The organism is Massilia timonae, from assembly GCF_001866515.1.
Classification (GTDB): Bacteria; Pseudomonadota; Gammaproteobacteria; order Burkholderiales; family Burkholderiaceae_D; genus Telluria; species Telluria timonae.
The window spans coordinates 2,497,765-2,522,580 of sequence record NZ_JRYB01000001.1 but is presented as its reverse complement, the minus strand read 5'-3'; the positions used below and the strand labels follow the sequence as shown (position 1 = coordinate 2,522,580).

Genomic DNA, 24,816 nt, shown 5'->3' with positions numbered 1-24,816 from the left:
ATGATCGGCGAATCGTTGCGCGACCGGTCGCGCTGGCCGCGATCAGGCGCGCTTGCGGCGGGTGAACGCCAGGCCGGCCATTGCCAGGCCCAGAAGCGCGACGCTGCCCGGCTCCGGCACCTCGGCCGGGTTGACGTTCAACACCAGGCCACCGTTGATATTGGCGGTACGGATACCGACGGTGTCGAAGGACTTGAGCTTGCTTGCTTCGGTGGCCGAGGCGTCGGCGCCGGTCAGCGTGGTCATCTCGGTCGCGGTCGGGTTCAGCCACAGGTCGAAGCGGTCGTAGAAGCCGTTTGCAGCGCTCTTGTACAGGTGGGCGAACAGGCGGTAGGTCTCACCTTCGACCAGGTTGCTGTTCGGGACGAAGTAGCCGCCGGTGCCGACCGTGCGCACGAACAGGTCATCGGTGCAGCTGCCTTTTTCGTCGCAGTTGGCCTTGAAGCCGACGTTCGGGCCCTTGTAGCCTTCATTGATGTTGTTCGCATTGCCGAACCAGACGCCCAGGAAATCGTTGTTCTGCACCTTGCCGCTGAAGCTGAAGGTGAAATCCAGCACGAAGCTGCCGGTCTGGGTCTCGGCCAGGGTGTAGGTGTAAGCGGTGTTCGAGTCAGTGGTAAACGACTGCGATGGCAGGATCTGGGCAGCCGAAGCGGTGCCTGCGGCGAGCGCGGCGGTCAGGAAGGCGAGTTTGCGAAGCATGGTTATCCCTAGTTATTTAAAGGTCAAGAACATGCTCAACCAAGCAATTATGATGCCAACCGGTCACTATACTTAAAAATCAACAACTTAGTTGTTTCTAGTCAAGATCGCTTTGTATTTACTGTAAGAAATTTCGACACGGAAAAATCCTGCTCCATGTGGTAAGCCCACCCTGCTGACTTATAATATCGCCCTGTCTTTTCAACCGCCTTTGCAAGGCCCATCGACCATGTCTTCCGAAAACCAGTACGTCAATATTGCCGCCTATAAATTCATCACGCTCGACAACCTGGAGGAATTGCGCCCGCAATACCAGGCCCTGTGCAACGAGCTTGGCTTGAAGGGGACCGTGCTGCTGACGCCGGAAGGCATCAATATGTTCCTGTCGGGCACGCGCGAGCACATCGACCAGTACCTGGCCTGGGTGCGCAGCGACGAGCGCCTGGCCGACCTGGAATGGAAAGAAAGCCTGTCGGGCGAACAATCCCACAAGCGCATGCTGGTGAAGATCAAGAAAGAAATCATCACCATGCGCATGCCGCTGATCAAGCCGGAACTGGGCCGCGCACCGGCGGTCGACGCCAGGACGCTCAAGCGCTGGCTCGACCAGGGCCATGACGACGACGGCGTCGAAGTCGTCATGATGGAAACCCGCAACGCCTTCGAGGTCGACGTGGGCACCTTCGACAACACGCTCGACTACCGCATCGATAAATTCACCGAATTCCCGGCCGTCGCGGCCGAGCACAAGGATGAGCTGAACGGCAAGACCGTGGTCACCTTCTGCACCGGCGGCATCCGCTGCGAGAAGGCCGCGATCCACATGAAGGACATCGGCTACGACCGCGTGTATCAGCTCGAGGGTGGCATCCTGAAGTATTTCGAGGAAGTCGGCGGCGACCATTACACGGGCGACTGCTTCGTGTTCGATTACCGCACCGCCCTCAATCCAAAGCTGGAACCGACCGAGACCGCGCAGTGCTTCGCGTGCCGCGCCGTGGTCACGCCGCGCCAGCAGCTGTCGCCGAGCTATGTCGTGGGCGTGTCGTGCCCGCATTGCGCGGGCGAGACCAAGACGGGCGCGCCAGTCGCCGGCCACGCGGCGGCCTGACCCGCCCGATGCGTCAGGCGCCCGGCAGCGGCTCCGCCGCCGGCGCCACGCCGACCAGCGCGATGCCTTCGGCGCTGGCGCCATGGGCATCGACGATGCGCTCGATCCAGGCGTCCACCACGTCCGGTTTCAGCGCGTCGGCGGCGCTGCCCAGGTCGGTAATCGTGGCCAGGAATTCCATCGAAATATCATTCGCGGCATCGCCCGTGTAGGCGGCGATCTCGTCGGGTTCGTCCACGCGCGCGGTGAACAGGCTCGCGGCGGCCACCTTGCCGTTGAAGGCGACGCTGTCGCTGCCATTGGCGGCTTCGGAAATATCCTTCACCACGTCATCGATCGAGATGACGCCGCGGTCCATCAGGTCGGTCCAGTAATTCACGCCGGCTTCCTCGCCCGCGCGGCCGAACAGGTTCTGGTAGACCTCGGCGACGATGGCGCGGTTATCCAGCCCGGCGTAGGTGTCGCGGTATTCCTGCGATGCGGCGAACGAGGCCGAGACGTCGGCCATGCCAATGGAATTCGCGTCGAGCGCGTCGGTCCAGTAATCCATGCCGTTCGGATCGGCTGGACGGCCGAAGTAGGCCACATAGAGTTTTTGAACTTCGATTGCATCAACTGCCATTGCTACCTCCGTTATTGAATGGATAATTGATATTAATCCAATCCGCATAACGGCGGCGTCTGGTTGATGGCGGGATGAAATCTTTTAACGGAAATTGCCATCCAGATAGGCCTGGTTGACCGCAGATAAAGGCGCTGTCACCGTTATCTGTTGATGACCCCGAATGCAATACGCAGCAATTGCTCGACAGAAGTAACTCGCCCGCCATCGAGCGCCCACTGCCAGCCCAGATAGATGAAGGGGGTGCAAGTGCCCCCCCTTTTCGGATCAGCGGAAGAAGGCGCCGATCTCGCGGATGGCGTCCGGCGCCAGCGTGCCGGACGCCGCGCGCAGGCGCATCAGGCCCACCAGGTAGGAATAGCGGGCCTGGGCCAGGTCGCGCTGGCTGGTGAACAAGGTCTGCTGGGCGGTGAGCAGGTCGAGGTTGATGCGCACCCCACCCTTGATACTCTGCTCGGTGGCCTTCATGAGCTCCTTGCTGGAGTCCACGGCCTTGACCAGGGCGTCGATCTTGCGCCCACTGCTCATCACCAGGTCGTGGGCGCGGCGCAGCTCGAGCAGGGTTTCGTTGGTGCGCGCGTCCAGTTCGGCCTGCGCGCGGCCATAGGTGGCTGCGGCCTGGCGCGTCTGGGCGTTGATGGCGCCGCCCGAATAGATCGGGATGTTGACCTGGATGCCGAGCGAGCGGTTGGTCGACTCCGTGCCGCGCAGGTTCAGGGTTTCGCTGTCGTTCTTGCTGTAGGCGGCGACGAAGTCCACCCGCGGCAAGTGGCCGGCGCGGTTGCGGTTGATGTCCAGGCGCGCATTTTCCACGCCCAGGCGGGTCGCCGCCAGCGTGTTGTTGCGCTCCAGTGCCAGCTTGCGCCACTCCTCGAAACCGGCCACGTCGAGCGTCACCGGACGGAAATTCGGGCCGAGCTGGTCGAGCGTGCCCGGGTCCATGCCGATCACGCCGGCCAGGGTGTTGCGCACCGCGACCACGTGATCCTGGGCCTCGACCAGCTGAGCCTCGGCGAGGTCGAGCCGGGCCTGGGTTTCCAGCGAATCGGTCTTGGTGCCCTCGCCTTTTTGGAACAGGAAGTCATTGACCTTCTGCTGCTCGGCATACATATCGCGCTGCACGCGCGCCAGCGCCAGCTGGTCTTCGGCGAACAAGGCGTCCATATAGGCGCTCACCACGCGCACCGACACCTCGTCGACCCCGGCCTCATAGGCCTGTTCGGCCTGGTCGCTCTGCACCTTACCCTGGCGATAGCGCTGAACAGCGTCCATATTGAACAGCGGCTGGCGAAGCTGAACCACCGACGACCGGCTGAAATACCTCGGATGCTGCAGCACAGGACGACCTAACTGATCGTACTGCAACTGGTCGGTAATGTTGCGGTTCACCGAATGGCTGGCCGACACCTGGGGCAACAACTGCGCGCGCCCCAGGATGCGGTTTTCCTTGCCGCTCTCGTTCTCGTAGTAGCGCATGCGGAAGGTCGGGTCGTTCTTGAGCGCGGCCTGGTAGGCCTCTTCCAGCGTGACCGCGCCGGCGCTGCCCGCGCCGCAGAAACCGGCGACGAGCAGCGCGCCCGCCGCCAGGCCGCGCAAACGGAATGCGTGTGTGCGCGCCATCGCTTACTCCTCGCTCAGCGCCGAGTGGGCGCGGTCCATGATCGGCTTGAGCAGGTAGCTCATCATCGTGCGCTCGCCGGTCTTCACGAACAGCTCGACCGGCATGCCGGAGCGGATGTCCATATTGTGCGCGGCGACCTTCTTCTGGCCTTCCGGCGTCACTTTCACGTGCACCTTGTAGTACGGCGCGCCGGTCTTTTCGTCGACGCTGCGGTCGGCCGAGATGTACAGCACTTCGCCGTCGATGTGCGGGGTCTTGTTGGTGTTGAAGGCCGAGAAGATGAGCTCCACCGGCAGGCCCGGATGAACCTTGTCCACCAGGTTCGTCGCCAGCTGGCCGTCGACGATCAGCGGGGCGTTGCTCGGGACGATGTCCATCATCTTGAAGCCGGACGGCACCACGCCGCCGTTGGTGAACACCGCCAGGCCAACCACCACGCCGTCGGCAGGCGACCTCACTTCGACGTTCGACAGCTCGAAGCGCTGCCCCTGCAGGCGCGCGCCCTGGGCATCCGCCTCGCGCTGGAAATCCGCCAGCTGGGTGCGCACTTCCTTCTGGTAGTCCTGCGCGCGCTGGGCACGGCGCATCGTCAGCTCGATCACCTGGCGCTGCGAGCGGCCGATGTTGCCGATGTCTTCCGAGATGGCGCCGCCCAGCTGGGCATAAGTGCGCTCGAGGTCGAGCAGGCGATTGCGGGCGACGTAGCCTTCCTTGGCCAGGTCGCGCATGCCGCCCAGCTGCTCCTTCAGGAACTCGACCTGCTCCTTCTTGCTGTCGCGCGATTCCTGCAGGCCGCTGATCTGCACCTTGAGGCCTTCGATGCTGGCGTCGATGCCGGCCAGTTCATTTTGCAGCGAGCTCTGGCGCGCCATCAGCAGCTGGTTTTGCGTGCTCATCAGTTCAGCGACACGCGGTTCGGCGCGGCGCTTTTCCATCTCTTCCGGGAACTTGATCGCCCGGGCGCCGTCGCGTTCCGCCGTCAGGCGGGCGACATTGGCCAGCGCCGACAGGTACTGGGCGTCGGTGACCTCCACCGCCGAACGGGCCGTGATCGGATTCATGCGCACCAGCACCTGGCCCTTCTTGACCACGTCGCCATCGCGCACCAGCAGCTCCTGGACGGTGCCGCCGGCCTGGTGCTGCACGGCCTGGCGGTTCGATTCGGTGGCCACGGTGCCGGACAGCGGCACGCCCTTGTCGAGCGGCGCCAGCAGCGCCCACAGCAGGAAGCCGCCGAAGCCGAACAGCACGACAAACCAGCCGATGCGGCTGAAGGCGCGCGCATCGGTCTGCACTTCGAGCGGCGTCACGTCGTGCGTGATCACTTCCGCCGCGTCTTTCTCTTTCTTTACCAACTTCATCAGTTCGTTTCTCCAGTAGCTGGCGTGGTAGTGGCGGCAGGCGCTGCCGGCGCTCCAGGCCCGGCGACGCGAGGCTGCGCCGTTTTCGCGGCTTCCGCCGCCCGCGCTGCTTCCAGCGCCTTCTTATTGGCGTCCTGAATCGCCGCCATCACCTGCTGGGTCGGGCCGAAGGCCTGGACCGAGCCATCCTTCATGACCAGCAGCTTGTTGGTGGCGCCCAGAATGGTCGAACGGTGCGTGATCAGGATGATGGTCTTGCCGCGCTTGCGCAGGTCCATCACGGCATTGACCAGGCCCTGCTCGCCGACGTCGTCCAGGTTCGAGTTCGGTTCGTCGAGCACGATCAGCGCCGGGTCGTCGTACATGGCGCGCGCCAGGCCCAGTCGCTGTTTTTGGCCACCGGACAAGCCGCCGCCGCCGTCGGCCAGCGGGGTGTCATAGCCCTTTGGAAGGCGCAGGATCATGTCATGCACACCGGCACGCTTGGCGGCCGTCACCACTTTTTCGGCGTCGACGTCGCCGAAGCGGGCGATGTTCTCGCTGACCGTGCCGCTGAACAGTTCGATATCTTGCGGCAAGTAGCCGATATTTGGGCCGAGTTCAGCCTTGTTCCACTGGTAGATGTCCGCGCCATCCAGGCGCACCTTACCCACCATGGACGGCCAGACACCGACCAGCAGGCGCGCCAGGGTAGACTTGCCCGATCCGCTCGGGCCGATCACCCCAAGCACGTCGCCGGGGTTGATGCCGAAATTCAGATTACGGACGATCGGCACATTCACGCCCGGCGGCGCTGCGGTGACCCCTTCGACCGTCAGCGCGCCGTGTGGCTTGGGCAGTTCCATGCCAGCCGGACGCGCCGGGTTGGTCTCCAGCAGCTTGGTCAGGCGCTCGTGCGCACTGCGGGTGCTGGCCCAGCTCTTCCACACGCCGATCACCTGCTGGACCGGTGCAAGGGTACGGCCCACCAGGATCGACGCGGCGATCATCATGCCCGGCGTGATCTTGTTTTCCAACACCAGCAGTGCGCCGAAGCCCAGCACCAGCGACTGCAATGCAGTCTGGACGAATTTGGTGGCGGCGCCAATGCTGCCGGCCTTTTGGCTCGCATCCGCCTGAAGTGAAAGGAACTTGCCATGGGTCTTGAACCACCGGCCCATGAGGTTCGGCAGCATGCCCATCGACTCGATGACTTCCGCGTTGCGCAGGTTGTTCGTGGCCATGGTGCTGGCCGACACGGCCATCGAATTCGCTTCGGACAGCGGCGCGCGCGTCACGCGTTCGTTGACGATCGCGAGGATCACCAGAATGACGGTGCCACCCAGGGCGAACCAGCCCAATGACGGCTCGAACAGGAAGATGACGAACAGATAGATGGGGAACCAGGGCGCGTCGAAGAATGCGAACAGCGCATTGCCAGTCAGGAACTGGCGCAGGCTGGTCAGGTCGTTCAGGGCCTGGCCGGCATTGCCGCCGGCCTGCTTCAGGTTCTGCTCGAATGCAGCAGTGTAGATCCGCTTGTTGAGCGTCATGTCGAACTTGGCGCCAACGCGCACCAGCACGAAGGAGCGGACCACTTCCAGCGCGCCGATGAACAGATACGCGCCCAGCATGAGCAGCGTCAGCATCAGCAGCGTGATTTCGTTCCGGCTGGCCAGCACGCGATCGTACACCTGCAGCATGTAGATGGACGGCGTGAGCATCAGTATGTTGATGATCGCACTGAACACCCCGATGGTGATGAACGTGCTTTTGAACCCGAGTAAGGCGCGTTGGATCTCGTTTTTTTCGTCTAGCAGTTTTTTCATGGGCTGTGATCTGGAATGCAGAACAGTATCGAGCGGAACTCGGACTGGCCCCACAAGTTGCCGAAAAACAAGCAAATTGCTCAGCACGCGTATTATGACCTAAAACAAACGGAAGATGTGATCCTCGTCACAAATAATTGTCATGATAATCATTGTTCAGTGGCTCGCCATCCACAGCTGTCCCCATAAAAAAAACCCGCCACCTTGCGGTGGCGGGTTTCGACTGTTTCATGCCGCCCGCTAATGCGGGCAAGACATTAGGCGGTCGGTGCTTTCAGCGAGATGATGCCGTTGCTCAGTTGCAGGTCGTCAGCATCAACGCCGATCAGGGTGATGACGCTCACAGCGCCGCTGTCCGAACCGTAAGCAGCTTGCTCGACGTGGACTTCGGTGCGGGTGCCGTTCTGGATGAAGAAGACTTCCATCACTGCGTCGTTGCCTGCATCCAGGTCGCCGGTGTTCAGGGTGAACTGCGAACCGATGAACAGCGAGTCCGAACCCGAACGGCCGAAGCTGGTGATCGACACGGTGTCAGCGTCGCCCAGGACGAAGATGTCCGAACCCGAGGTAGCGGCTTGAGGACCGTCGACTTCCAGGAACTTAGGAGCAACGTAGCCAGCAGCGGTGAACGCGGCGCCTGCGTCGGTGACAGCCTTGGTCAGAGCGTTGAACTCGGCCAGGTCAGCACGTGCTTCGGTCAGGTCAGCAACTGCATCGGTCAGGGTCTCGATTGCGGTCTGAGCATTTTCCACGCCGGTGACGGCGGTTTCAACGCGGGTCACGACAGCAGCGTTGGCGGTCAGGACTGGCTCGTTCGAAGCCTGGGTCAGGGCGGTAGCAGCCAGGCCAGCGTCGACGTCAGCGGCGATGTCGGTTGCCAGTGCGTCGCGCAGGGCGGTCACGCCTGGGTAGTCAGCTTCGGTCACGCCGGTAGCCAGGACCAGGTTGCCGCGAGCATTGATCGAGATCAGGTTGACGGTGTCGCCGTCGGTGTTTTCGAAGGTCACGACCGGGGTGGTGCCGGTTGCAGGTGCAGCAACTGGGGTCACGTCCAGGGTGCCGCCGACACGTGCGTTCAGCGAAGCTTGAGCGACGTCCAGTTCGACTTGCGAAGCAGCAGCAGCTTCGATGGCTTCTTCGTTAGCGACGGTAGCCGAACGCTTGTTGGCGATCGCTGCGACCAGAGCCGAGCTCACAGCAGCGGCTGCGGCGTTGGCGTTGGTCAGTTCGGTGTTGGCGGTGGTCAGAGCGACGTTGTTCAGACGAACTTGCTCAGCCAGCAGAGCTGCCTGAACGCCGGCAGCTGCGCCGGTGTAGGTGCCAGCAACCAGACCGTCGACCACGCCGACTGCGGCGTCGACATCGGCGGTCAGGGTGACCGAGGTGGCGCCGTCGTGTTCTTCCACGAAGTCAGCCAGGTTGTCCTGAGCGGTTTCATAAGCAGCCAGGCCAGCGGTCACGGTGAACGGGGTGCCAGCCTTGACGACTTCGGCAACCTTGGCGTTCAGGTTAGCGGTAGCGATAGCGGTAGCCAGCGATGCGTCGGTGGTCACGCCGGTGATGAATGCCTTGGCCAGGGTCACGGCTGCGGTGCCGTTGTAGCCAGCGATTTCAGCGTCGGTGTCGACAGCAGCGGTGAAGGCGGTAGCGGCAGCAACCTTGTTCTCGATGATTTCAGCGTCGGTGGTCAGTGCGGCGGCAGCGACTTCAGCGACGATGGTGTCGACCTTGATGGTGCCGTTGTTCAGCAGGTTGACCCAGTAAGCGCGGCCAGCGGTGTCAGCGGTGCGGCCGAACAGGTTGGTGTAGATCTGGTCAACGATCTGGCCATTGGTCTTGCCGAAGTACGAAACGATGTACTCTGGCGAAGCAGCGAAGGTTGCCGACACAGCAGCGGTCGAGCCTTGGGCTTCGACGATGTTGGTCCAGTAGTCCAGGCCAGCTGGGTCAGCTGGACGGCCGAAGTATGCGACGTACAGTTCTTGAACTGCTGCGACGTGGGTAGCGACGATTGCCATGTATTACTCCAATAAAATAGATCGATCGATCGAAATGTTGTTTCGTTATTGCAAGAGTGCTGGCACCCTTGAAGCCCAACGGACCGCATCATGACAGAAGCGGACTCATGTGTTGTGTGATGGCCGTCACACAACGGACAAAGTTCTCGAAAAAATTACAAAATCTCGACAAATTCTTTGCCTTCGTCCGTACTCAACTGCGATTCTCTAACATTCTCACCTGCGGCAGAGCGTCAATATCCCGCCTTTATTCCTTGTCGACGCTTACATTTTGAAACACTCGATACATATCATTTAATTCCGCATTTAAATATGTGGGAAATAAAAAAACCCCGGTTACCCGGGGTTTGCAAAATACGTCAGAAAGTGGATCAACGCCATGTCGCGCCGCCGTTGACTGTCCGCCGGTCGTCGATCCGACCGTCGAAAATCGTCGCAGCGGTGCTGGATGGACCACGCTCGTTGGTGATCAACCCCTGGATGTTCAGGTAGCCCAGGCGGCCGTCGGCAGTGCTGTACAAGCGCCCATCGCCGGTCACGGTGCCCTCCCCGCGCAGCTTGACGGTATCGGTCCGCGTGACCAGGTCCATATTGGTGGAGAAGCTTCGCTTGCCGAAGTCCACATTCAAGCTGCCGCCGGATAAAGTCGCCTTGTTGGTCACCGTATTACCGCTGCCATATTCGGTCACGACATATGCCTCGCTGCTGCGCAGGCCAAAGCCAACGCTGCCGTTATTCGGCGTGACATATTCATTCCCGCGGGAGCGATACAGCGCAAAATAACCGTTCAGTGCAATCAGCTCGCTGTCCTTGCCCTGGGTCGCATAATCGATCACCGGAGGCTCGCCTTCAAAGGGCTGCCAACGGCCCCAGATCGCCGTGCGTTCGAGCGGGTTGGGCACGCCGACCGGCGGTCCGACCGGGTCGACCGGACCTGGCGCCGGCTCCGGCACTGGCACCGGCGTTGGCGTCGGCCCAGGCCCCGGGTCGACCGGGACGCCCGGATTGGCATTGACGACCTTGTCGATTGCCTCGTTCAAGCCGATATTCTTGGCCACCTCGACGTTCACCTTCGGCTGGTCATTATCTTTCTTGGACAGCGGCTCGTCCGGCCGCGCCGGCGCGGCCCTCCCTGCTCCCTGCGCGCTTTCTTCCAGCACCTGCGGCGCGCCCTGGCCGCGCGTGACCTGCACCAGCTGTCCGCGCTGGGCCGCGCTCAATTCGCGGCTGGTCGCGCCTTCGCACGGCCCGGCGCCATCCGGACGGCAACCACCCACGAAGCCACTGACCACCACGCCGCCCGAGAACACCGACACGCGCGAGGTGTCGTTATCGGTAAACACGGTGAAGTCCGTGCCGCGCACGCCGATCGCGGCAACCGGGGTGTTGAAGCGGAAATTCTGGCGCGCGTGCTTGACCGCGTCGCCCGATTTGCTGCGCGCCGTGCCGCTGATCAGCTCGAACTTGACGCGGGTATTGGCCGGGTTCTTTTCGTCGATACGGTAGGTGACGATGCGCGCCTGGGTCTGCGGGCGCAGGATGAACAGGCCGTTGTCGGGCGTTTTCACATAGATATAACCGTCGGCGCCAGTGGAGAGCATCTGCCCTTCCTCGACCTGGCTTCCTTCCACGGCGGGACGGTCGCCGGCCTGCGCGGCCCCGGCAACGAAGACGATCTTGCCCGCATCGGCGGCATGGGCGAACTGTGCGGCGCATGCGAGCGTTGCGATCAACAATAATTTTTGCAAGATGGTTCCCCTTTCTTCTCCACTGTACCGTGCCGTCAAGACAGTGATCTGTGACAACCATCACATTCTAGCGCAAAGGCCCGATCCGACCCATCAGCCAACCTATCAATTACTATTGATGACGTTTCAATAAAAACAATGCAATTGAGCAACCCGAACGCTATACTTGCTCACCTTTTCTGATCGACCGACCTAATATAAGAGCGCAGCGCGTGGCTGAACCGAGAAATCAAGCACGACCCCGGGGACGCTGGGTCATCGCTGCGCTGGCCTTCGTCGTGACCCTGTGGTCGCAATATGGCATTCATGCGCCGTTGTCGCTTTCCGACAACAGCTGGATGCGACTGACGCTCAACCAGGTGTCGTTCCTGCCCAACGAATGGCTGCGCGACGCTTTCCTGCGCCTGCAGGTGAGCGATGCCCCCGAGCCGCGCATCCTGGTGGTCGACATCGACGAAGCCTCGCTGGACGAACTCGGCCCCTGGCCCTGGCCGCGCGAACGCCTGGCCCACCTGGTCGAGATCCTGCTCACCGGCTACGAGGCGCGCGGCGTCGCGCTCGACATCCTGCTGCCGGCGCCGACCGGCACCGAAGGCGACACCCGCCTGGCCCTGCTGGCGGCGCACGGCCCGGTGGTGCCGGCCCAGGCCTTCGACTTCGATTTCGCCGGCAACCGGCCGCAGCCGGTGCTCGACGGCCACCTGGGCGGCGCCGTCAAGGGCTACGCCGGCGGCGTCCCCGCCACCGGCTATATCGGCAACTATCCCGCGCTGGCGGCGGCGCCCCATATCGGCGCGATCGGCTTCATCCCGGATCCCGACGGCGCCCTGCGCCATGTGCCACTGGTGACCCGCTTCGGCGGCCAGGCTTACCCTGCGCTGGGCCTGGCCCTGCTCAACTGCTGCAGCGGCAAGGCGCCGCCGGCGCTGGACGACACCGGCATGATGCGCATTCCCTACGCACGCGACTGGCGCGCCTACACCGTGGTGAGCGCCGCCGATATCCTGGCCCAGCGCATCGTCCCGGCCAGCGCCAGCGGACGCCTGGCGCTGGTCGGCTCGTCCTCGCTCGGCATGGGCGACCGGGTCTCGACCCCGCTCGCCGCCAACCGTCCGGGCCTGGGCGTGCAGGCCACCATCCTGTCGGCCCTGCTCGACCGCCAGGAGGGCAAGCTGCCCGCGCCGTGGCCGGGACGCCTGATCGCCTGCCTGTTCGCCGCCGCCTCGTGCATCGCCTGCACGCTGCTGTTCCCGCGCCTGTCGGCCGCGGCCGGCGTGGTCCTGCTGGGCGCCAGCTCGGCGCTGTGGCTGCTGCTCGCCTGCCTGGCGGCGCCGCACGATCCGGACTTCGCGCCGGTCGGCCCGCTGGCGACCAATCTGTTCCTGCTGGCGGTGGCCGTTCCCTACCAATGGCAACAGGCCCAGCGCCGTTCGCGTCACCTGTTGCAGACGCTGCGCCAATACGTGGCCCCGGCCGTGGTCGAGCAGCTGCTGCGCAGCGAAGAGCAGGACCCGCTGCGTCCGCGCCGGCGCGACGTCACCACCCTGGTGGCCGACATGGAAGGCTATACCAGCCAGGTCGAGACCCTGCCGGTGGAAGAAGCGGCCAGGCTGACGCGCGATTTCCTCGACTGCCTGACCGGCCCCGTGATCGCTCACCGGGGCACGCTCGACAAATATACCGGCGACGGCATGATGGCGTTCTGGGGTGCGCCGCTACCGCTCGACGAGCACGCCGACCTGGCGCTGGACGCCGCCTGCGCCATGCGCCGCCGCGTTGCCGAACTGAGCGCGGCGCGGGTGGCGCAGGGCCACAAGCCGCTGCGGGTGCGCATCGGCATCGAAAGCGGCGCCGCGATGGCGGGCGACTTCGGCACCTCGTTCCGCAGCATCTATACTGCCGTCGGCGACAGCGTCAACACGGCCGCCCGCCTGGAGCAGGTCGCGCGCGATTTTCCGCACGATATGATCATCGGGCCCGGCACGGTCGAGCACAGCCGGCGCCACCGCTTTCTCCCGCTGGGCGAACGCCACTTGCGCGGCAAGGAAAAAGCAACTCCCCTCTATACTCTCGATACCAGCATGAATCCGCAGGCCAGCGCCAATCGCGCCACCATGGAGGGCGCGCCGTGAGCCAGCCGTCCGCCATCATCCGCTCGCTCGTTTGCCTGGCCGTCGCGCTGGCCCCCTGCTGGGGGCTGGCGCAGTCCGCCGCCGCGCCGTCCGCCACGCCGGGCGCGCCGACCGCCGCGGAGCTGCTGTACCAGGAAGCCCTGCAATCGCTGGCCGAGGGCCGCAGGAACGACGCCACCGAGCAGATGGCGCGCTTGATCGGGATGGTGCCGCAGCACGCCGGCGCCTGGCTCGACCTGGCGCTGATCCAGTGCAGCCTGGGCCAGGGCGACGAGGCCGAACGCCTGTTCGCCAACGTCGAAACGCGCTTCAATCCACGGCGCGAGATCCTGGAACTGATCGCCGAGGCGCGCGACACGGGCTGCGTCAGCTGGACCCCGACCGTCTCGGGCACCGTCAGCCTGACCCGCGGCGTGGACGACAACGTCAACCAGGGCGCCAGCAACTCGTCCTTCGTGGTGGAGGGGCCGGACGGCAGCGTCGAACTGCCGCTGCTGGAAGACTTCCTGCCCAAGCGCGACGGGTACACGCAAGTGAGCGCCGACTACGTGCGCGACGTCACCGCCAACGGCACCCTCGGCTTCCTGCAGTTGCAGGGCCGGCGCTACGACCAGCTGCGCGACTATGACACGGCGGCGCTGTATGGCGGCCTGGAGTCGGCCTGGCGCCTGAAGACCTGGCTGCTGCGCGCCACCGGTTCGCTCGGCGTCTCGGGCATGGGCGGCCACCTGTACCAGCGCCAGGGCCAGGCCCAGTTGCGGGTGACGCCGCCGTTGCCGCTGCCGGCGCGCACCCAGCTGCACCTGATCGGCGCCGTCACCCGCAACGATTACGCGACGCTGAGCGCCTTCGATTCGAACCTGTTCGAGGGCCGCGTGCTGCTCAGCCATCATCTGGACGGCTTCAGCGCCACCGCCAGCGCCGGCCTGATGTCCGACCGGGCGCTGGGCGACCGCCCGGGCGGCAACCGTCACGGCAATTACCTGAGCCTGAACCTGCGCCAGCCGATCGCCTGGGGCCTGACCGGCGAACTCGCCTGGACGCGCCAGACCTGGGACAGCGCCAGCCCTTATTCGCCCGAACTGCTGATCGACCAGGTGCGCGCCCAGCGCACCCAGGTGGCGCGCGCCTCGCTGAGTTACCGGATAGGCAAGCAGCAGAGCATCGTGCTGGAAGCACGCGCGGTGCGCAACCGCGAGAACATCTCGATCTTTCAGTACAATAACCGCCAGCTGCAGCTGAGTTGGCAGTGGCATACTCAGTGATCCAGGCGGTACAATCGCTGTCTTGAATCTGGCGGGAAGCGATTGGCGAGATGGGTCTGGATGTGATGTTGTTCGTATGCGCGGCCCTCGGGCTATGCGTGGGGTGCCTGGTGCCCAATCGCTGGCTGCCGCCGCTGCCGAACGATAAATTCCTGCATTTCGCCGCCTATGCCGTATTGACGGTGCTGGCGCTGCGCATCGCCCGGACCGGAAGCGAGGCCGCATGGTGGCTGGCCGGCCTGCTGATCGGCGGCTGGCTGATCGAATGCCTGCAGGCGCTGGTGCCTGACCGCCGCTTCTGCTGGCGCGACATCGGCGCCAACGCCGCCGGCATTGGCGGCGCCGCCATCGCCATGTTCCTGATCGGGCATTTTTGACGAGACCGAAGCAATCGATGAGTTCCACCACCAAGCTATCAGCACTCGCCAGCGCTTCCGACGCCGCCAACGGGGCCGCCCCGCAGTTGCAGGAACGCCAGATCCAGGTCCACCTGCGCAAGATTCCGCTCCTGGCCGACCTGAGCGACGAGGAAATCGCCAAGGTCAAGGGTGAGCTGCGCTACCGCCACTTCCCGAAGCGCTCGGTCGTCCTGCACAAGGGCGGCATCGGCGACGCCCTCCTGTTCCTGCTGTCGGGCCAGTTGCAGGTGATCGACGTGACCGAGGACGGGCGCGCGGTCGGCCTGCGCATGCTCGCGGCCGGCGACTTCTTCGGCGAGATCGCCCTGATCAACGGCTCGACCCGCTCGGCCTCGGTGATCGCCACCTCCGAGGTGCTGGTCGCGTTCTTGCCGGCCTCGACCGCCATGCACCTGTTCTCGCACTCGCCGTCGGTGGCGCGCAAGATGCTCGGCCACCTGGCGCAGAAGATCCAGCGCGATTCCGAATTCCGCGCCTTGCTCAGCATTAACAACACGACGCGCCGCATCTATACCTATATCACCCTGATGCAGCAGAGCGAAGACAAGGACGGCCGCCGCGTGGTCGAGAACCTGCCGACGCACCAGGACATCGCCAACATGATCAATACCAGCCGCGAAACCGTCACCCGGGCCCTCTTGCTGCTGGCCCAGCAGGGAATCGTGCAAAAGGATGCGCACCGCTTGATCATTCTCGATCCCGATGGCCTGCACAGGCTGGCGCAGGGCGGCTGAAGCGCCGGCTGCGGGAAGCCTGTCGCGGCCTGTCTCGCCAATTGACAGGTCGTTACAATTGAACAATTTGTGTGCTGGACCGTGGGGTATAATTCCGCTCTTCACGCTCAGCATTACTATGACGACAACTCTCCTGCCCTCCCCCGAGGCGCCTCTGACGACGACCCCATGATTTCGCCCCTGATGCTGCGAGGCCTGTGGGCCTACCGCGGTTTCGTGCTGGGCAGCGTCAAACGCGAATTCCAGTCGAAATACGCCAATGCCATTCTGGGCGCCCTGTGGTCGGTGCTCAGTCCCCTGGCCATGATCCTGGTGTACACCGTGATCTTTTCTGAGGTCATGCGCACCAGGCTGCCCGGCGCCGAATCCGGTTTCGCCTACTCGATCTACCTGTGCGCCGGCATCCTGACCTGGGGCCTGTTCGCCGAGATCGTGGCGCGTGGCCAGAACATGTTCATCGAACAGGCCAACGTCATCAAGAAGATCAGTTTCCCACGCATTTGCCTGCCGGTAATCGTGGTGCTCAATGCCCTGGTCAATTTCGGCATCATCTTCGGCCTGTTCCTGGTATTCCTGATCGCGACCGGCAACTTCCCGGGCCTGATGTTTGCCGCCTTGCTGCCGGTGCTGCTGGTGCAGGTGCTGCTGGCGATCGGGCTGGCCATGATCGTCGGCGTGCTCAATGTGTTCTTCCGCGACGTCGGCCAGTTCGTGACGATCGCGATGCAGTTCTGGTTCTGGCTGACGCCGATCGTCTATCCGGCCTCGATCCTGCCGCCGGAAGTGCGCGGGATGCTGGCCTGGAACCCGATGGTGCCGCTGATCGAAGCCTACCAGGCGATCCTGGTCCACGGCACGGCGCCCGACTGGACATCGATCGGATGGGTCGCGCTGCTGGCCCTGCTGCTGTGCGTGTTCGGCATGCGCCTGTTCCGCAAGCGCGCCGGCGAAATGGTGGATGAACTCTGATGGGCACGATTACCGTTTCCAACCTGGGCAAGGCGTACAAGACCTACCCCACCCGGCTGTCGCGCCTGGCGGAGTGGATCCTGCCGTTCCGCGGTCCACGCCATTCCCTCAAATGGGTGCTGCGCGACGTCAGCTTCCAGGTCTCGCCGGGCGAAGCCGTGGGCCTGATCGGCATCAACGGCGCCGGCAAGAGCACCCTGCTCAAGCTGATCACCGGCACCACCCAGCCCAGCACCGGCCACGTGGCGATGGAAGGCAGCGTCGCCGCCCTGCTCGAGCTCGGCATGGGCTTCCATCCCGACTTCACCGGCCGCCAGAACGCCTACATGGCGGGCCAGCTGCTCGGCATGTCGGTCGAACAGATCCGCGAGCTGATGCCGCAGATCGAGGCCTTCGCCGACATCGGCGACTACATGGACCAGCCGGTGCGCGTGTACTCGAGCGGGATGCAGATGCGGGTCGCGTTCTCGGTCGCCACCGCGCGCCGTCCCGACATCCTGATCGTCGACGAGGCGCTGTCGGTGGGCGACGCCTATTTCCAGCACAAGAGCTTCGACCGCATCCGCCAGTTCCGCAAGGAGGGCACCACCCTGCTGCTGGTCTCGCATGACAAGCAGGCGATCCAGTCGGTGTGCGACCGCGCCATCCTGCTCGACGGCGGGCGCCTGGCGCGCGAAGGCCGGCCCGAGGAAATCATGGATTACTACAACGCCATGATCGCCGAGCGCGAGAACGACACCGTGCGGCTCAAGGAGATCGCCGACGGCAAGGTGCAGACCGTGTCCGGCACCGGCGAAGCGACCGTGGCCGATATCGCGCTGCTGGACGAGAACGGCGAGCGGGTCGAAGTGGTCGACGTCGGCAGCCCGGTCACGCTCGAAGTGAAGGTGAAGGTCAACGCGCCGATCCCGCGCATGGTGCTCGGCTACATGATCAAGGACCGTCTCGGCCAGGCGATGTACGGCACCAATACCCATCTCAAGGCGCTGCCGCTCGACGACGTCGCGGCCGGCGAGGAAGTGGTCTACCGCTTCGCCTTCCCGATGAACCTGGGACCGGGCACCTATTCGGTCGCCACCGCGATCGTCAGCACCGACACCCACCTGGTCAACAACTACGAATGGCGCGACCTGGCGCTGGTGTTCACGGTGATGAACATGCGCCGCCCCCATTTCGAAGGTTCGGCCTGGCTCGACCCGGCCATCGACATCCAACGCACATGACTTTCGTATCCTACGCCCAGAATTCCGAGGACGTGCTGCTGTGGCGCGCGCTCGGCCACGTCAAGCACGGCTTCTACATCGACGTCGGCGCCAACGACCCGGTCGAACACTCGGTCACCAAGGCCTTCTACGAGCGCGGCTGGCGCGGCATCAGCATCGAGCCGCTGCCCTCCTTCCACCAGGCGTTCGAAGAGCAGCGCCCGCACGACGTCAACCTGGCCATCGCGGCCGGCGCCGCCGACGGCGAGCTGACCCTGTATGACGTGCCCGCCGTGCGCGGCTGGGCCTCGCCCGAGCAGTCGGTGGCCGAGATGCACCGCGCCGAGGGCCACGACGTGGCCGAACTCAAGGTGCCGGTGCGCACCCTGGCGTCGGTCTGCGCGGAACACGTGCGCGGCGAGATCCACTTCCTCAAGGTGGACGTCGAAGGATTCGAGGGCGAGGTGCTGCGCGGGATGGACTTCGCGCGCTGGCGCCCGTGGGTGCTGGTGATCGAGGCGACCCTGCCCAACAGCCGCGAGACCAACCACGAAAGCTGGGAGCACCTGGTGACCAGCCAACGCTACCGCTTCGCCTGGTTCGATGGGCTGAACCGCTATTACGTGGCCGAGGAGCATCCCGAGCTGCTGGCCCACTTCGGCATCCAGCCGAACGTGTTCGACGGGTTCATCTCCTGGCACCTGGAGCATGCCTGGCAGGCCGAACGCACGCTCAACGAGGCGCTGGCCGGGGCCGGCCAGCGGGTGCGCGAGATGTCCGAGCAGACCGAGCACTACCGCGCGCAGAACACCGAGCTGCTGTGGCAGATGGACGGCGCCAACCAGCGCGCCGACCAGGCCAACGCGCGCGCCGACTATGCGCACGAACGCGCCGAACTCGCCGAAGGCCGCATCGCCGCCGTGAACCAGGAGCTGGACCGCGTCCACGCCGACGCCGCCAAAATGCATGCCTGGGCGGTCGGCATGCAGAACCAGATCGCCGCCATGGAACAGAGCACGTCCTGGCGCGTGACGCGTCCGCTGCGCCGCGCGGGCAGCCTGGCGCGCAAACTGCGCGGCCCGAACCTGCTGGCGCGCATCGTCAAGCGCCTGACCAGGGTCGAGCTGCTGCGCCGCCTGTTGATACCGATCCTGCTGCGCTATCCGGCGCTGGGCCGGCGCGTGGCGGTGACGCTGGTCGCCGTCAAGCAGGCGGCGCCCGATCCGCTGCCGGCGGACGTCACCCACGTCCCCGACGAACTGAGGGGATTGCCGGTCTCGGTCCGCAACGTGCTGGCCGACCTGCAGCGCGCCCGCAATCCACACACAGGCACTTGAATCATGCGCATCATTATCGATCTTCTCGCTCATCACGGCAGCGTCGCGCCGGCCGTCCTGGAACTGTGCGCCGCGCTGGCGCGCCAGGCGGATGGGCGGTGCGAGCTGTGGGTGGCCGCGCCCCTGCACGACATGGACGCGCTGGAAATCCTGCGTCTCGAACCAAGGCTGGCCGGGCGCGTGCGCGCCTTCGAGCTGTCGCCCGACACGCGCGTCGGCGCGCTGCTGCGCCGCCATGCGATCGCCGGCCTGGCGCCGGCCGCGGTGCTCGTCCTCGAAGGGCAGCCCGGCGCCGCTGAAGCCACGCCCTGGCCGGCGCTGTCGCGCGACCCCGCCGGCGCCCACGCGCCGGACGCGCTGCTCGACGCGCTGGTGGCCGCGGCCACGACGGCACACGCGCAGCCCGCGCCGATGCCGTCCGGCCGCCCGAAACTGGCCTACGTCTCGCCGCTGCCGCCGGTCCATTCCGGCATCGCCGACTACAGCGCCGAACTGGTGCCCGAGCTGTCGGCGTTCTACGACGTCGAGCTGGTGGTGGCCCAGGACAAGGTCGACGACCGCCGCCTGGACGGCATGCGCCTGCGCGACCCCGACTGGCTGCGCGCCCACGCCCGCGAATTCGAGCGCGTGGTCTACCACTTCGGCAATTCGCACGCCCACCAGCACATGTTCGAGCTGCTGCGCGACGTGCCCGGCACCGTGGTGCTGCACGACTTTTATTTCTCGGGCGTGCTCGACAACCTCGAGCGCGAAAAATACCTGCCCAGGGGCTTCCTGCGCGCGCTGTACGAATCGCACGGCTATACCGGCCTGCTGTCGCACCGCAAGGAAGGCCGCAATCCGTCGATCTGGACCTACCCGCTCAACAAGGCGGTGCTCGACCACGCCAACGGCGTGATCGTGCATTCCGATTTCTCGCGCACCCTGGCCGAGGAATGGTATGGCCCCGGCGCCGCCGACGGCTGGCGCACCATCCCGCTGCTGCGCGGCCGTCCGGACGGCGCCGCCAGCGACGCCGGGCGCGCCGCGGCGCGCGCCGCCGCGCGCCGCCGCCTCGGCCTGGACGACGACGCCTTCGTGGTCTGCACCTTCGGCATGCTGGGCGGCACCAAGCTCAATGCCGAGCTGCTGGACGCCTTCCTGGCGTCGCCGCTGGGCGCCGATCCGCACTGCCGGCTGGTGTTCGTCGGCGCCAACGATCCCGGCCCCTATGGCGAGCAGCTGGCCGAACGGATCGCCGCCAGCGCCGCGGCCGACCGCATCCGCATCACCGGCTTCGTCGACGCCGCGGCGTACGCCGACTGGCTGGCCGCCTGCGACGGCGCGGTGCAGCTGCGCAATGCGACCCGCGGCGAGACCTCGGCCTCGGTGCTGGACTGCCTGCTGTACGGCGTGCCGACCGTGGTCAACGCCCACGGCTCGACCGCGCTGCTGCCGGACGACGTCCTGGTCAAGCTCGAGGACCGCTTCGAGACCGCCGACCTGGCGGCCGGCCTGGCCAGCCTGCGCGCGGACCGCGCGCTGCGCGAACGCCTGTCCGGCAACGCGCTGGAACACATGGCGCGCCATCACGCGCCGCCACAGGTCGGGCGCCTGTACCTCGAGGCGATCGAGGACTTCGCGCGCAATGGCCGCGACGCCGTCTACCGCCGCGTGGTGAACGCCGCGGCGCCGCTGGCGGCCCAGGCCGAGCTGCCGGCGCTGGCCGCCGCCATCGCGTTCAACCGCGCGCCGGCGCCGCAGCGCCAGCTGCTGGTCGACGTCTCGGCCATGGTGCAGTCCGACCTCAAGACCGGCATCCAGCGCGTGGTGCGCAGCATCCTGCTGTCGCTGTTCGCCGCGCCGCCGGCGGGCTTCCGGATCGAGCCGGTGTACTCGGTCGGCGCGAATCAGCCGTATTGCTATGCGCGCGGCTTCGGCATGAAGCAGGTGGGCGAATCCGAGCTGGCGCTGGAAGACGCGCCGTGCGAGATCCGTCCCGGCGACGTGTTCTTCGGCCTCGACCTGTTCACCAACGGCACCTCGCAGAACGAGCAGCGCCTGCTCGAGATGCGCGCGCGCGGCGTGGAGGTCTATTTCGTCGTCTACGACGTGCTGCCGATCCTGCGGCCCGAGGTGTTCCCGTTCGGGACCGAACAGTATTTCGGCGACTTCCTGCGCACCGTGCACAAGGTGGCCGACGGCGTGCTGTGCATCTCGCGCGCCGTGGCCGACGAACTGGCCGGCTGGGTGGAGAAGGAAAAGCTCGAGCGCCGCAGCCCGCTCAAGCTGGCCCACTTCCACCTGGGCGCCGACATCGACGCCAGCGCCCCGAGCTTCGGCCTGCCGCCGGACGCCGACCAGGTGCTGGCCGCCCTTGGCCAGCGCCCCAGCTTCCTGATGGTCGGCACGGTCGAGCCGCGCAAGGGCCATGCCCAGGCGCTGGCCGCCTTCGAGCTGCTGTGGGAGAGCGGGGTCGACGTCAACCTGGTGGTGGTCGGCAAGCAGGGCTGGATGGTCGAGAAGGTGTGCGAGCGCATGGCCGCCCATCCCGAAAAGGCCAAGCGCCTGTTCTGGCTGGCCGGCATCTCGGACGAGATGCTGCTCAAGCTGTATGCGAATTCCTCGGCCCTGCTGGCGCCGTCCGAGGGCGAAGGCTTCGGCCTGCCGCTGATCGAGGCCGCCCAGCACGGCATCCCGATCCTGGCGCGCAGCCTGCCGGTGTTCCGCGAGGTGGCCGGCGAGCACGCCGCCTACTTCGAAGGCCTGGCGCCGCAAGACCTGGCCGACGCCGTCACCGGCTGGCTGGCGCTGCAGCGCGCCGGCACGGCGCCGCCGTCGACCGGCATGCCGTGGCTGACCTGGGACGGCAGCGCCCGGCAGGCGCTGGACGCGCTGGTGCGCCAGCGCTGGTACAAGACCCTGCCTGGATCAGCACAGGCGGGCGTCAATACCCGATAATCATAAAATCCCATGAACGTCACCGTCACCCAAGCCATGAACGCCATCGACCAACCGGCCGGCGCCCGCGCCGCCGGCGCCGCACCTGCGCCCGCAACGATCGCAGTGGTGATCCCGAGCTACCGCGTCACCCGCCACATCATCGGCGTCATCGCCGGCATCGGTCCCGAAGTGGCGCGCGTCTACGTGGTCGACGACCGCTGCCCGGACGGCAGCGGCGAGTTCGTGCGCGCCAACTGCCGCGACCCGCGCGTGACCGTGCTCGAGCACGCCGAGAACCAGGGCGTGGGCGGCGCCGTCATGACCGGCTATCGCGCCGCCATCGCGGACGGCGCCAGCGTGATCGTCAAGATCGACGGCGACGGCCAGATGGACGCGTCCCTGATCCCGGTGTTCGTGGCCCCGATCCTGGCCGGCGAAGCCGACTACACCAAGGGCAACCGCTTCTTCAACCTCGAACGGCTGGGCGCGATGCCGCCGGTGCGCCTGTTCGGCAACGCCATGCTGTCGTTCATGACCAAGCTGTCCTCGGGTTACTGGCACCTGTTCGATCCGACCAACGGCTATACCGCGATCCACGCCGATGCCGCGCGCTACCTCCCCTTCGACAAGATCAGCAAGCGCTACTTCTTCGAAAGCGACATGCTGTTCCGCCTGAACACGCTGGGCGCGGTGGCGGTCGACGTGCCGATGGACGCGGTGTATGGCGACGAAGTGAGCAACCTGAAGGTCTCGAAGGTCATCACCGAGTTCGCGGTCAAGAACGTGCGCAACTTCTTCAAGCGCCTGTTCTACAACTACTACCTGCGCAATCTGTCGATAGCCTCGCTCGAGCTGCCGATCGGCGTGCTGCTCACCACCTTCGGCCTGGTGTATGGCGTCGCGCACTGGATCGCCTCGGCCCAGAGCGACGTCGAGACCCCGGCCGGCACCGTGATGCTGGCCGCGCTGCCGGTGATCATGGGCGTGCAGCTGATCCTGGCCTTCCTGAACTACGACATCGCCTCGGTGCCGAGCCGGCCGCTGCACAAGAAGACGCTGTTCCGGCGCCGCCGCGATGATTGACGCCGCGCGCCTGCGCCAGTTCGGCGTATTCGTGGCCGGCGGCCTGCTGTGCGCCGGCATCGACGTCGGCCTGATGCAGCTGCTGGTCATGAAAGGATTCCACCACACGGCCGCCGCCAGCGCCGGCTTCGTGGCCGGCCTGCTGGTCAACTACGCCTTCCACAGCCGGGTCACGTTCGACCAGGCGGCGTCGAAAAGCAGCTTTGCCCGCTACATGTGCGTGGTGGGCCTGAACTATGGTTTGACCATCGCCTGCGTCGCGCTGACGGTGGCCCTCGTCGACAACCCGCTGGCCGGGAAGATCCTGTCGCTGCCGCTGGTGGCGGTGAACGGATACCTGCTCAGCCGCTACTGGATCTTCAAGTGATGCGCATCGCTTCCATTGCCCATGACCAGGCCACGCTGGCGCAATACGGCGCCCTGTTCGCCGCCTGCTTCCCCGGCGCCGACAAGTTCACGCCCGAGTATCTCACCTGGCTGTACGCCGCCAACCCGGACGGCCCCGCGGTCGGCATGGACGCCTGGGACGGCGAGCGCCTGGCGGCCCACTACGTCTGCATCCCGCAGCGCGCCTGGGTCGAGGGCCGCGAGGCGCTGGTCCTGCTGTCGCTGAACACCGCCACCCACCCCGACTACCAGGGCAAGGGCCTGTTCACCAAGCTCGCCGCGGCCACCTTCGAGGCCGGCGCCGCCGCCGGTTTCGACGGCGTGTACGGCGTGGCCAACGCCAACAGCACGCCGGGCTTCGTGCGCAAGCTGGGTTTCCAGCTGGTGCGCCCGCTCGAGGCGCGGGTCGGCCTGGGCACGCTGTCGCACGGCCCCAAGGCGCCCGCCGCGCAACTGTCGTTCGAACGCAGCTGGAGCCCCGAGGCCCTGGCCTGGCGCTGCGCCAACCCGCACAATCCGGTGCACCGCCGCGCGCATGGCGCGCGCCAGCAGTTCTACGCCGCCGCCTTCGGCCTGCGCCTGCCGGCCTATGCCGAGCTGGATGGGCCGCTGCAAGCCGCGCCGGACAACGGCGCCGCGCCGCTGCTGTCGCCGCTGCGCCTGCTGATCGGCCTGGCCCCGGACGCCAACGCCAGCTGGTGGAATTACGCCAGCATCCCGCAGCGCCTGCGGCCTTCGCCGCTGAACCTGATCTACCGCTCGTTCGTGCCGCGTGTTTCCGCGCTCGATCCTTCCCGTATCCAGTTCAGCTTCCTCGACTTCGATGCCTATTGAGCCGGTCGCCCTGTTCCTGTTCGCGCACCAGGACGACGAGTTCGGGGTGTTCGAACGCATCGCCACCCTGCGCCGCCAGGGGGTGCGGGTGGCCTGCGCTTATCTCACCGACGGCCAGACCGCGAAGAGCAGCGCCGCGCAGCGCAACGCCGAATCGCTGGCGGTGCTCGCGCAACTGGGCGTGGCCCCGGCGACGTGTTCTTCGCCGGCCAGCAGCTGGGCATCGGCGACGCGCGCCTGCCGCTGCACCTGGAACAGGCCGGACGCTGGATCGGCCAATGGATCGACAGCTTCTGCCCGATCGAGGCGATCCATGTGACGGCCTGGGAAGGCGGCCACCACGACCACGACGCCCTGCATGCGCTGACGGTGACCCTGGCCTGTGAACGCGGCCTGCTGGCGCGCACCTGGCAATTCTCGCTGTACCAGGCCGAGGGCCTGGGCGGACCGCTGTTCCGGGTGCTGGCGCCGATGGCGGCCAACGGCCCGGTCGAAGCGACCCCGATCTCCTGGGCCGCGCGCCGGCGCTACCTGCGCCTGT

At 65.8% G+C, this 24,816-nt stretch carries 20 protein-coding genes; 13 read left to right on the top strand and 7 right to left on the bottom strand.

Annotated elements, in window-relative coordinates; translation table 11 throughout:
- Window positions 1-42: 42 nt before the first annotated feature.
- Entirely contained in the window at window positions 43-702 is a 660-nt protein-coding gene (locus LO55_RS10920; protein ID WP_071361477.1) for a PEP-CTERM sorting domain-containing protein, read from the bottom strand.
- 229 nt (window positions 703-931) lie between these two features.
- Here LO55_RS10920 and LO55_RS10915 point away from each other — a divergent pair, with 229 nt between their 5' ends.
- Window positions 932-1,813: a sulfurtransferase gene (locus LO55_RS10915; RefSeq protein ID WP_071361476.1), complete on the top strand. Its 882-nt coding sequence runs from the start codon at window positions 932-934 to the stop codon at window positions 1,811-1,813.
- Between the two features lie 13 nt (window positions 1,814-1,826).
- Here LO55_RS10915 and LO55_RS10910 read toward each other — a convergent pair whose 3' ends face one another.
- The 6 genes from LO55_RS10910 to LO55_RS10885 form a co-directional block, all read right to left on the bottom strand.
- Window positions 1,827-2,435: a DUF4214 domain-containing protein gene (locus tag LO55_RS10910; RefSeq protein WP_071361475.1), complete on the bottom strand. Its 609-nt coding sequence runs from the start codon at window positions 2,433-2,435 to the stop codon at window positions 1,827-1,829.
- Between the two features lie 267 nt (window positions 2,436-2,702).
- On the bottom strand, window positions 2,703-4,055 hold the full coding sequence (locus tag LO55_RS10905; protein ID WP_071361474.1) for a TolC family outer membrane protein: 1,353 nt from the start codon (window positions 4,053-4,055) through the stop codon (window positions 2,703-2,705).
- 3 nt (window positions 4,056-4,058) lie between these two features.
- Entirely contained in the window at window positions 4,059-5,417 is a 1,359-nt protein-coding gene (locus LO55_RS10900; protein WP_071361473.1) for an HlyD family type I secretion periplasmic adaptor subunit, read from the bottom strand.
- Window positions 5,417-7,225 carry a type I secretion system permease/ATPase gene (locus LO55_RS10895; protein ID WP_071361472.1) on the bottom strand — a complete coding sequence of 603 codons (1,809 nt, stop codon included), beginning with the start codon at window positions 7,223-7,225 and terminating at the stop codon, window positions 5,417-5,419. The genes LO55_RS10900 and LO55_RS10895 overlap by 1 nt, the downstream gene beginning before the upstream one ends.
- Window positions 7,226-7,482: 257 nt before the next feature.
- The gene (locus tag LO55_RS10890) at window positions 7,483-9,243 is read right to left on the bottom strand and encodes a DUF4214 domain-containing protein (RefSeq protein WP_071361471.1); all 1,761 of its coding nucleotides are present in this window, start codon (window positions 9,241-9,243) and stop codon (window positions 7,483-7,485) included.
- Between the two features lie 371 nt (window positions 9,244-9,614).
- Complete coding sequence (locus LO55_RS10885) at window positions 9,615-10,991, bottom strand: FecR family protein (protein WP_071361470.1); 1,377 nt, start codon at window positions 10,989-10,991, stop codon at window positions 9,615-9,617.
- Window positions 10,992-11,329: 338 nt separating this feature from the next.
- On the opposite strand from LO55_RS10885, the gene LO55_RS10880 reads away from it, so the two are divergent.
- The 12 genes from LO55_RS10880 to LO55_RS26985 all read left to right on the top strand — a co-directional run bounded on the left by LO55_RS10880 (window position 11,330) and on the right by LO55_RS26985 (window position 24,594).
- Window positions 11,330-13,123, top strand: coding sequence for a CHASE2 domain-containing protein (locus LO55_RS10880; protein ID WP_071363760.1), 1,794 nt, complete (start codon window positions 11,330-11,332; stop codon window positions 13,121-13,123).
- Window positions 13,120-14,388, top strand: coding sequence for a tetratricopeptide repeat protein (locus tag LO55_RS10875; protein WP_229410124.1), 1,269 nt, complete (start codon window positions 13,120-13,122; stop codon window positions 14,386-14,388). The genes LO55_RS10880 and LO55_RS10875 overlap by 4 nt, the downstream gene beginning before the upstream one ends.
- A gap of 110 nt (window positions 14,389-14,498) precedes the next feature.
- A complete protein-coding gene (locus tag LO55_RS10870; protein WP_229410123.1) occupies window positions 14,499-14,765 on the top strand; it encodes a VanZ family protein in 267 nt (88 codons plus the stop codon).
- A 17-nt stretch (window positions 14,766-14,782) separates the two neighbouring features.
- Window positions 14,783-15,541, top strand: coding sequence for a Crp/Fnr family transcriptional regulator (locus tag LO55_RS10865; protein ID WP_071361468.1), 759 nt, complete (start codon window positions 14,783-14,785; stop codon window positions 15,539-15,541).
- Window positions 15,542-15,709: 168 nt separating this feature from the next.
- A complete protein-coding gene (locus LO55_RS10860; RefSeq protein WP_071361467.1) occupies window positions 15,710-16,510 on the top strand; it encodes an ABC transporter permease in 801 nt (266 codons plus the stop codon).
- Window positions 16,510-17,733 (top strand): ABC transporter ATP-binding protein, encoded by a 1,224-nt coding sequence (locus tag LO55_RS10855; protein WP_071361466.1) that lies wholly within the window; start codon window positions 16,510-16,512, stop codon window positions 17,731-17,733. The genes LO55_RS10860 and LO55_RS10855 overlap by 1 nt, the downstream gene beginning before the upstream one ends.
- Window positions 17,730-19,049: an FkbM family methyltransferase gene (locus tag LO55_RS10850; protein ID WP_071361465.1), complete on the top strand. Its 1,320-nt coding sequence runs from the start codon at window positions 17,730-17,732 to the stop codon at window positions 19,047-19,049. The genes LO55_RS10855 and LO55_RS10850 overlap by 4 nt, the downstream gene beginning before the upstream one ends.
- Before the next feature lie 3 nt (window positions 19,050-19,052).
- Complete coding sequence (locus tag LO55_RS10845) at window positions 19,053-21,989, top strand: glycosyltransferase (protein WP_071361464.1); 2,937 nt, start codon at window positions 19,053-19,055, stop codon at window positions 21,987-21,989.
- 12 nt (window positions 21,990-22,001) lie between these two features.
- Window positions 22,002-23,054: a glycosyltransferase family 2 protein gene (locus tag LO55_RS10840; RefSeq protein ID WP_370659607.1), complete on the top strand. Its 1,053-nt coding sequence runs from the start codon at window positions 22,002-22,004 to the stop codon at window positions 23,052-23,054.
- Complete coding sequence (locus LO55_RS10835) at window positions 23,047-23,421, top strand: GtrA family protein (RefSeq protein WP_005665468.1); 375 nt, start codon at window positions 23,047-23,049, stop codon at window positions 23,419-23,421. The genes LO55_RS10840 and LO55_RS10835 overlap by 8 nt, the downstream gene beginning before the upstream one ends.
- On the top strand, window positions 23,421-24,275 hold the full coding sequence (locus LO55_RS10830; protein ID WP_071361463.1) for a GNAT family N-acetyltransferase: 855 nt from the start codon (window positions 23,421-23,423) through the stop codon (window positions 24,273-24,275). Before LO55_RS10835 ends, LO55_RS10830 begins: the two co-directional genes overlap by 1 nt.
- A complete protein-coding gene (locus LO55_RS26985; RefSeq protein ID WP_229410122.1) occupies window positions 24,265-24,594 on the top strand; it encodes a PIG-L family deacetylase in 330 nt (109 codons plus the stop codon). Before LO55_RS10830 ends, LO55_RS26985 begins: the two co-directional genes overlap by 11 nt.
- Window positions 24,595-24,816: the final 222 nt, after the last annotated feature.

What these genes read in the sequence shown, in the direction of transcription:
- LO55_RS10920 (WP_071361477.1), bottom strand. Translation starts at nt 702, where the DNA reads ATGCTTCGCAAACTCGCCTTCCTGACCGCCGCGCTCGCCGCAGGCACC.
- LO55_RS10915 (WP_071361476.1), top strand. Translation starts at nt 932, where the DNA reads ATGTCTTCCGAAAACCAGTACGTCAATATTGCCGCCTATAAATTCATC.
- LO55_RS10910 (WP_071361475.1), bottom strand. Translation starts at nt 2,435, where the DNA reads ATGGCAGTTGATGCAATCGAAGTTCAAAAACTCTATGTGGCCTACTTC.
- LO55_RS10905 (WP_071361474.1), bottom strand. Translation starts at nt 4,055, where the DNA reads ATGGCGCGCACACACGCATTCCGTTTGCGCGGCCTGGCGGCGGGCGCG.
- LO55_RS10900 (WP_071361473.1), bottom strand. Translation starts at nt 5,417, where the DNA reads ATGAAGTTGGTAAAGAAAGAGAAAGACGCGGCGGAAGTGATCACGCAC.
- LO55_RS10895 (WP_071361472.1), bottom strand. Translation starts at nt 7,225, where the DNA reads ATGAAAAAACTGCTAGACGAAAAAAACGAGATCCAACGCGCCTTACTC.
- LO55_RS10890 (WP_071361471.1), bottom strand. Translation starts at nt 9,243, where the DNA reads ATGGCAATCGTCGCTACCCACGTCGCAGCAGTTCAAGAACTGTACGTC.
- LO55_RS10880 (WP_071363760.1), top strand. Translation starts at nt 11,330, where the DNA reads ATGCGACTGACGCTCAACCAGGTGTCGTTCCTGCCCAACGAATGGCTG.
- LO55_RS10865 (WP_071361468.1), top strand. Translation starts at nt 14,783, where the DNA reads ATGAGTTCCACCACCAAGCTATCAGCACTCGCCAGCGCTTCCGACGCC.
- LO55_RS10860 (WP_071361467.1), top strand. Translation starts at nt 15,710, where the DNA reads ATGATTTCGCCCCTGATGCTGCGAGGCCTGTGGGCCTACCGCGGTTTC.
- LO55_RS10855 (WP_071361466.1), top strand. Translation starts at nt 16,510, where the DNA reads ATGGGCACGATTACCGTTTCCAACCTGGGCAAGGCGTACAAGACCTAC.
- LO55_RS10850 (WP_071361465.1), top strand. Translation starts at nt 17,730, where the DNA reads ATGACTTTCGTATCCTACGCCCAGAATTCCGAGGACGTGCTGCTGTGG.
- LO55_RS10845 (WP_071361464.1), top strand. Translation starts at nt 19,053, where the DNA reads ATGCGCATCATTATCGATCTTCTCGCTCATCACGGCAGCGTCGCGCCG.
- LO55_RS10840 (WP_370659607.1), top strand. Translation starts at nt 22,002, where the DNA reads ATGAACGTCACCGTCACCCAAGCCATGAACGCCATCGACCAACCGGCC.
- LO55_RS10835 (WP_005665468.1), top strand. Translation starts at nt 23,047, where the DNA reads ATGATTGACGCCGCGCGCCTGCGCCAGTTCGGCGTATTCGTGGCCGGC.
- LO55_RS10830 (WP_071361463.1), top strand. Translation starts at nt 23,421, where the DNA reads ATGCGCATCGCTTCCATTGCCCATGACCAGGCCACGCTGGCGCAATAC.
- LO55_RS26985 (WP_229410122.1), top strand. Translation starts at nt 24,265, where the DNA reads ATGCCTATTGAGCCGGTCGCCCTGTTCCTGTTCGCGCACCAGGACGAC.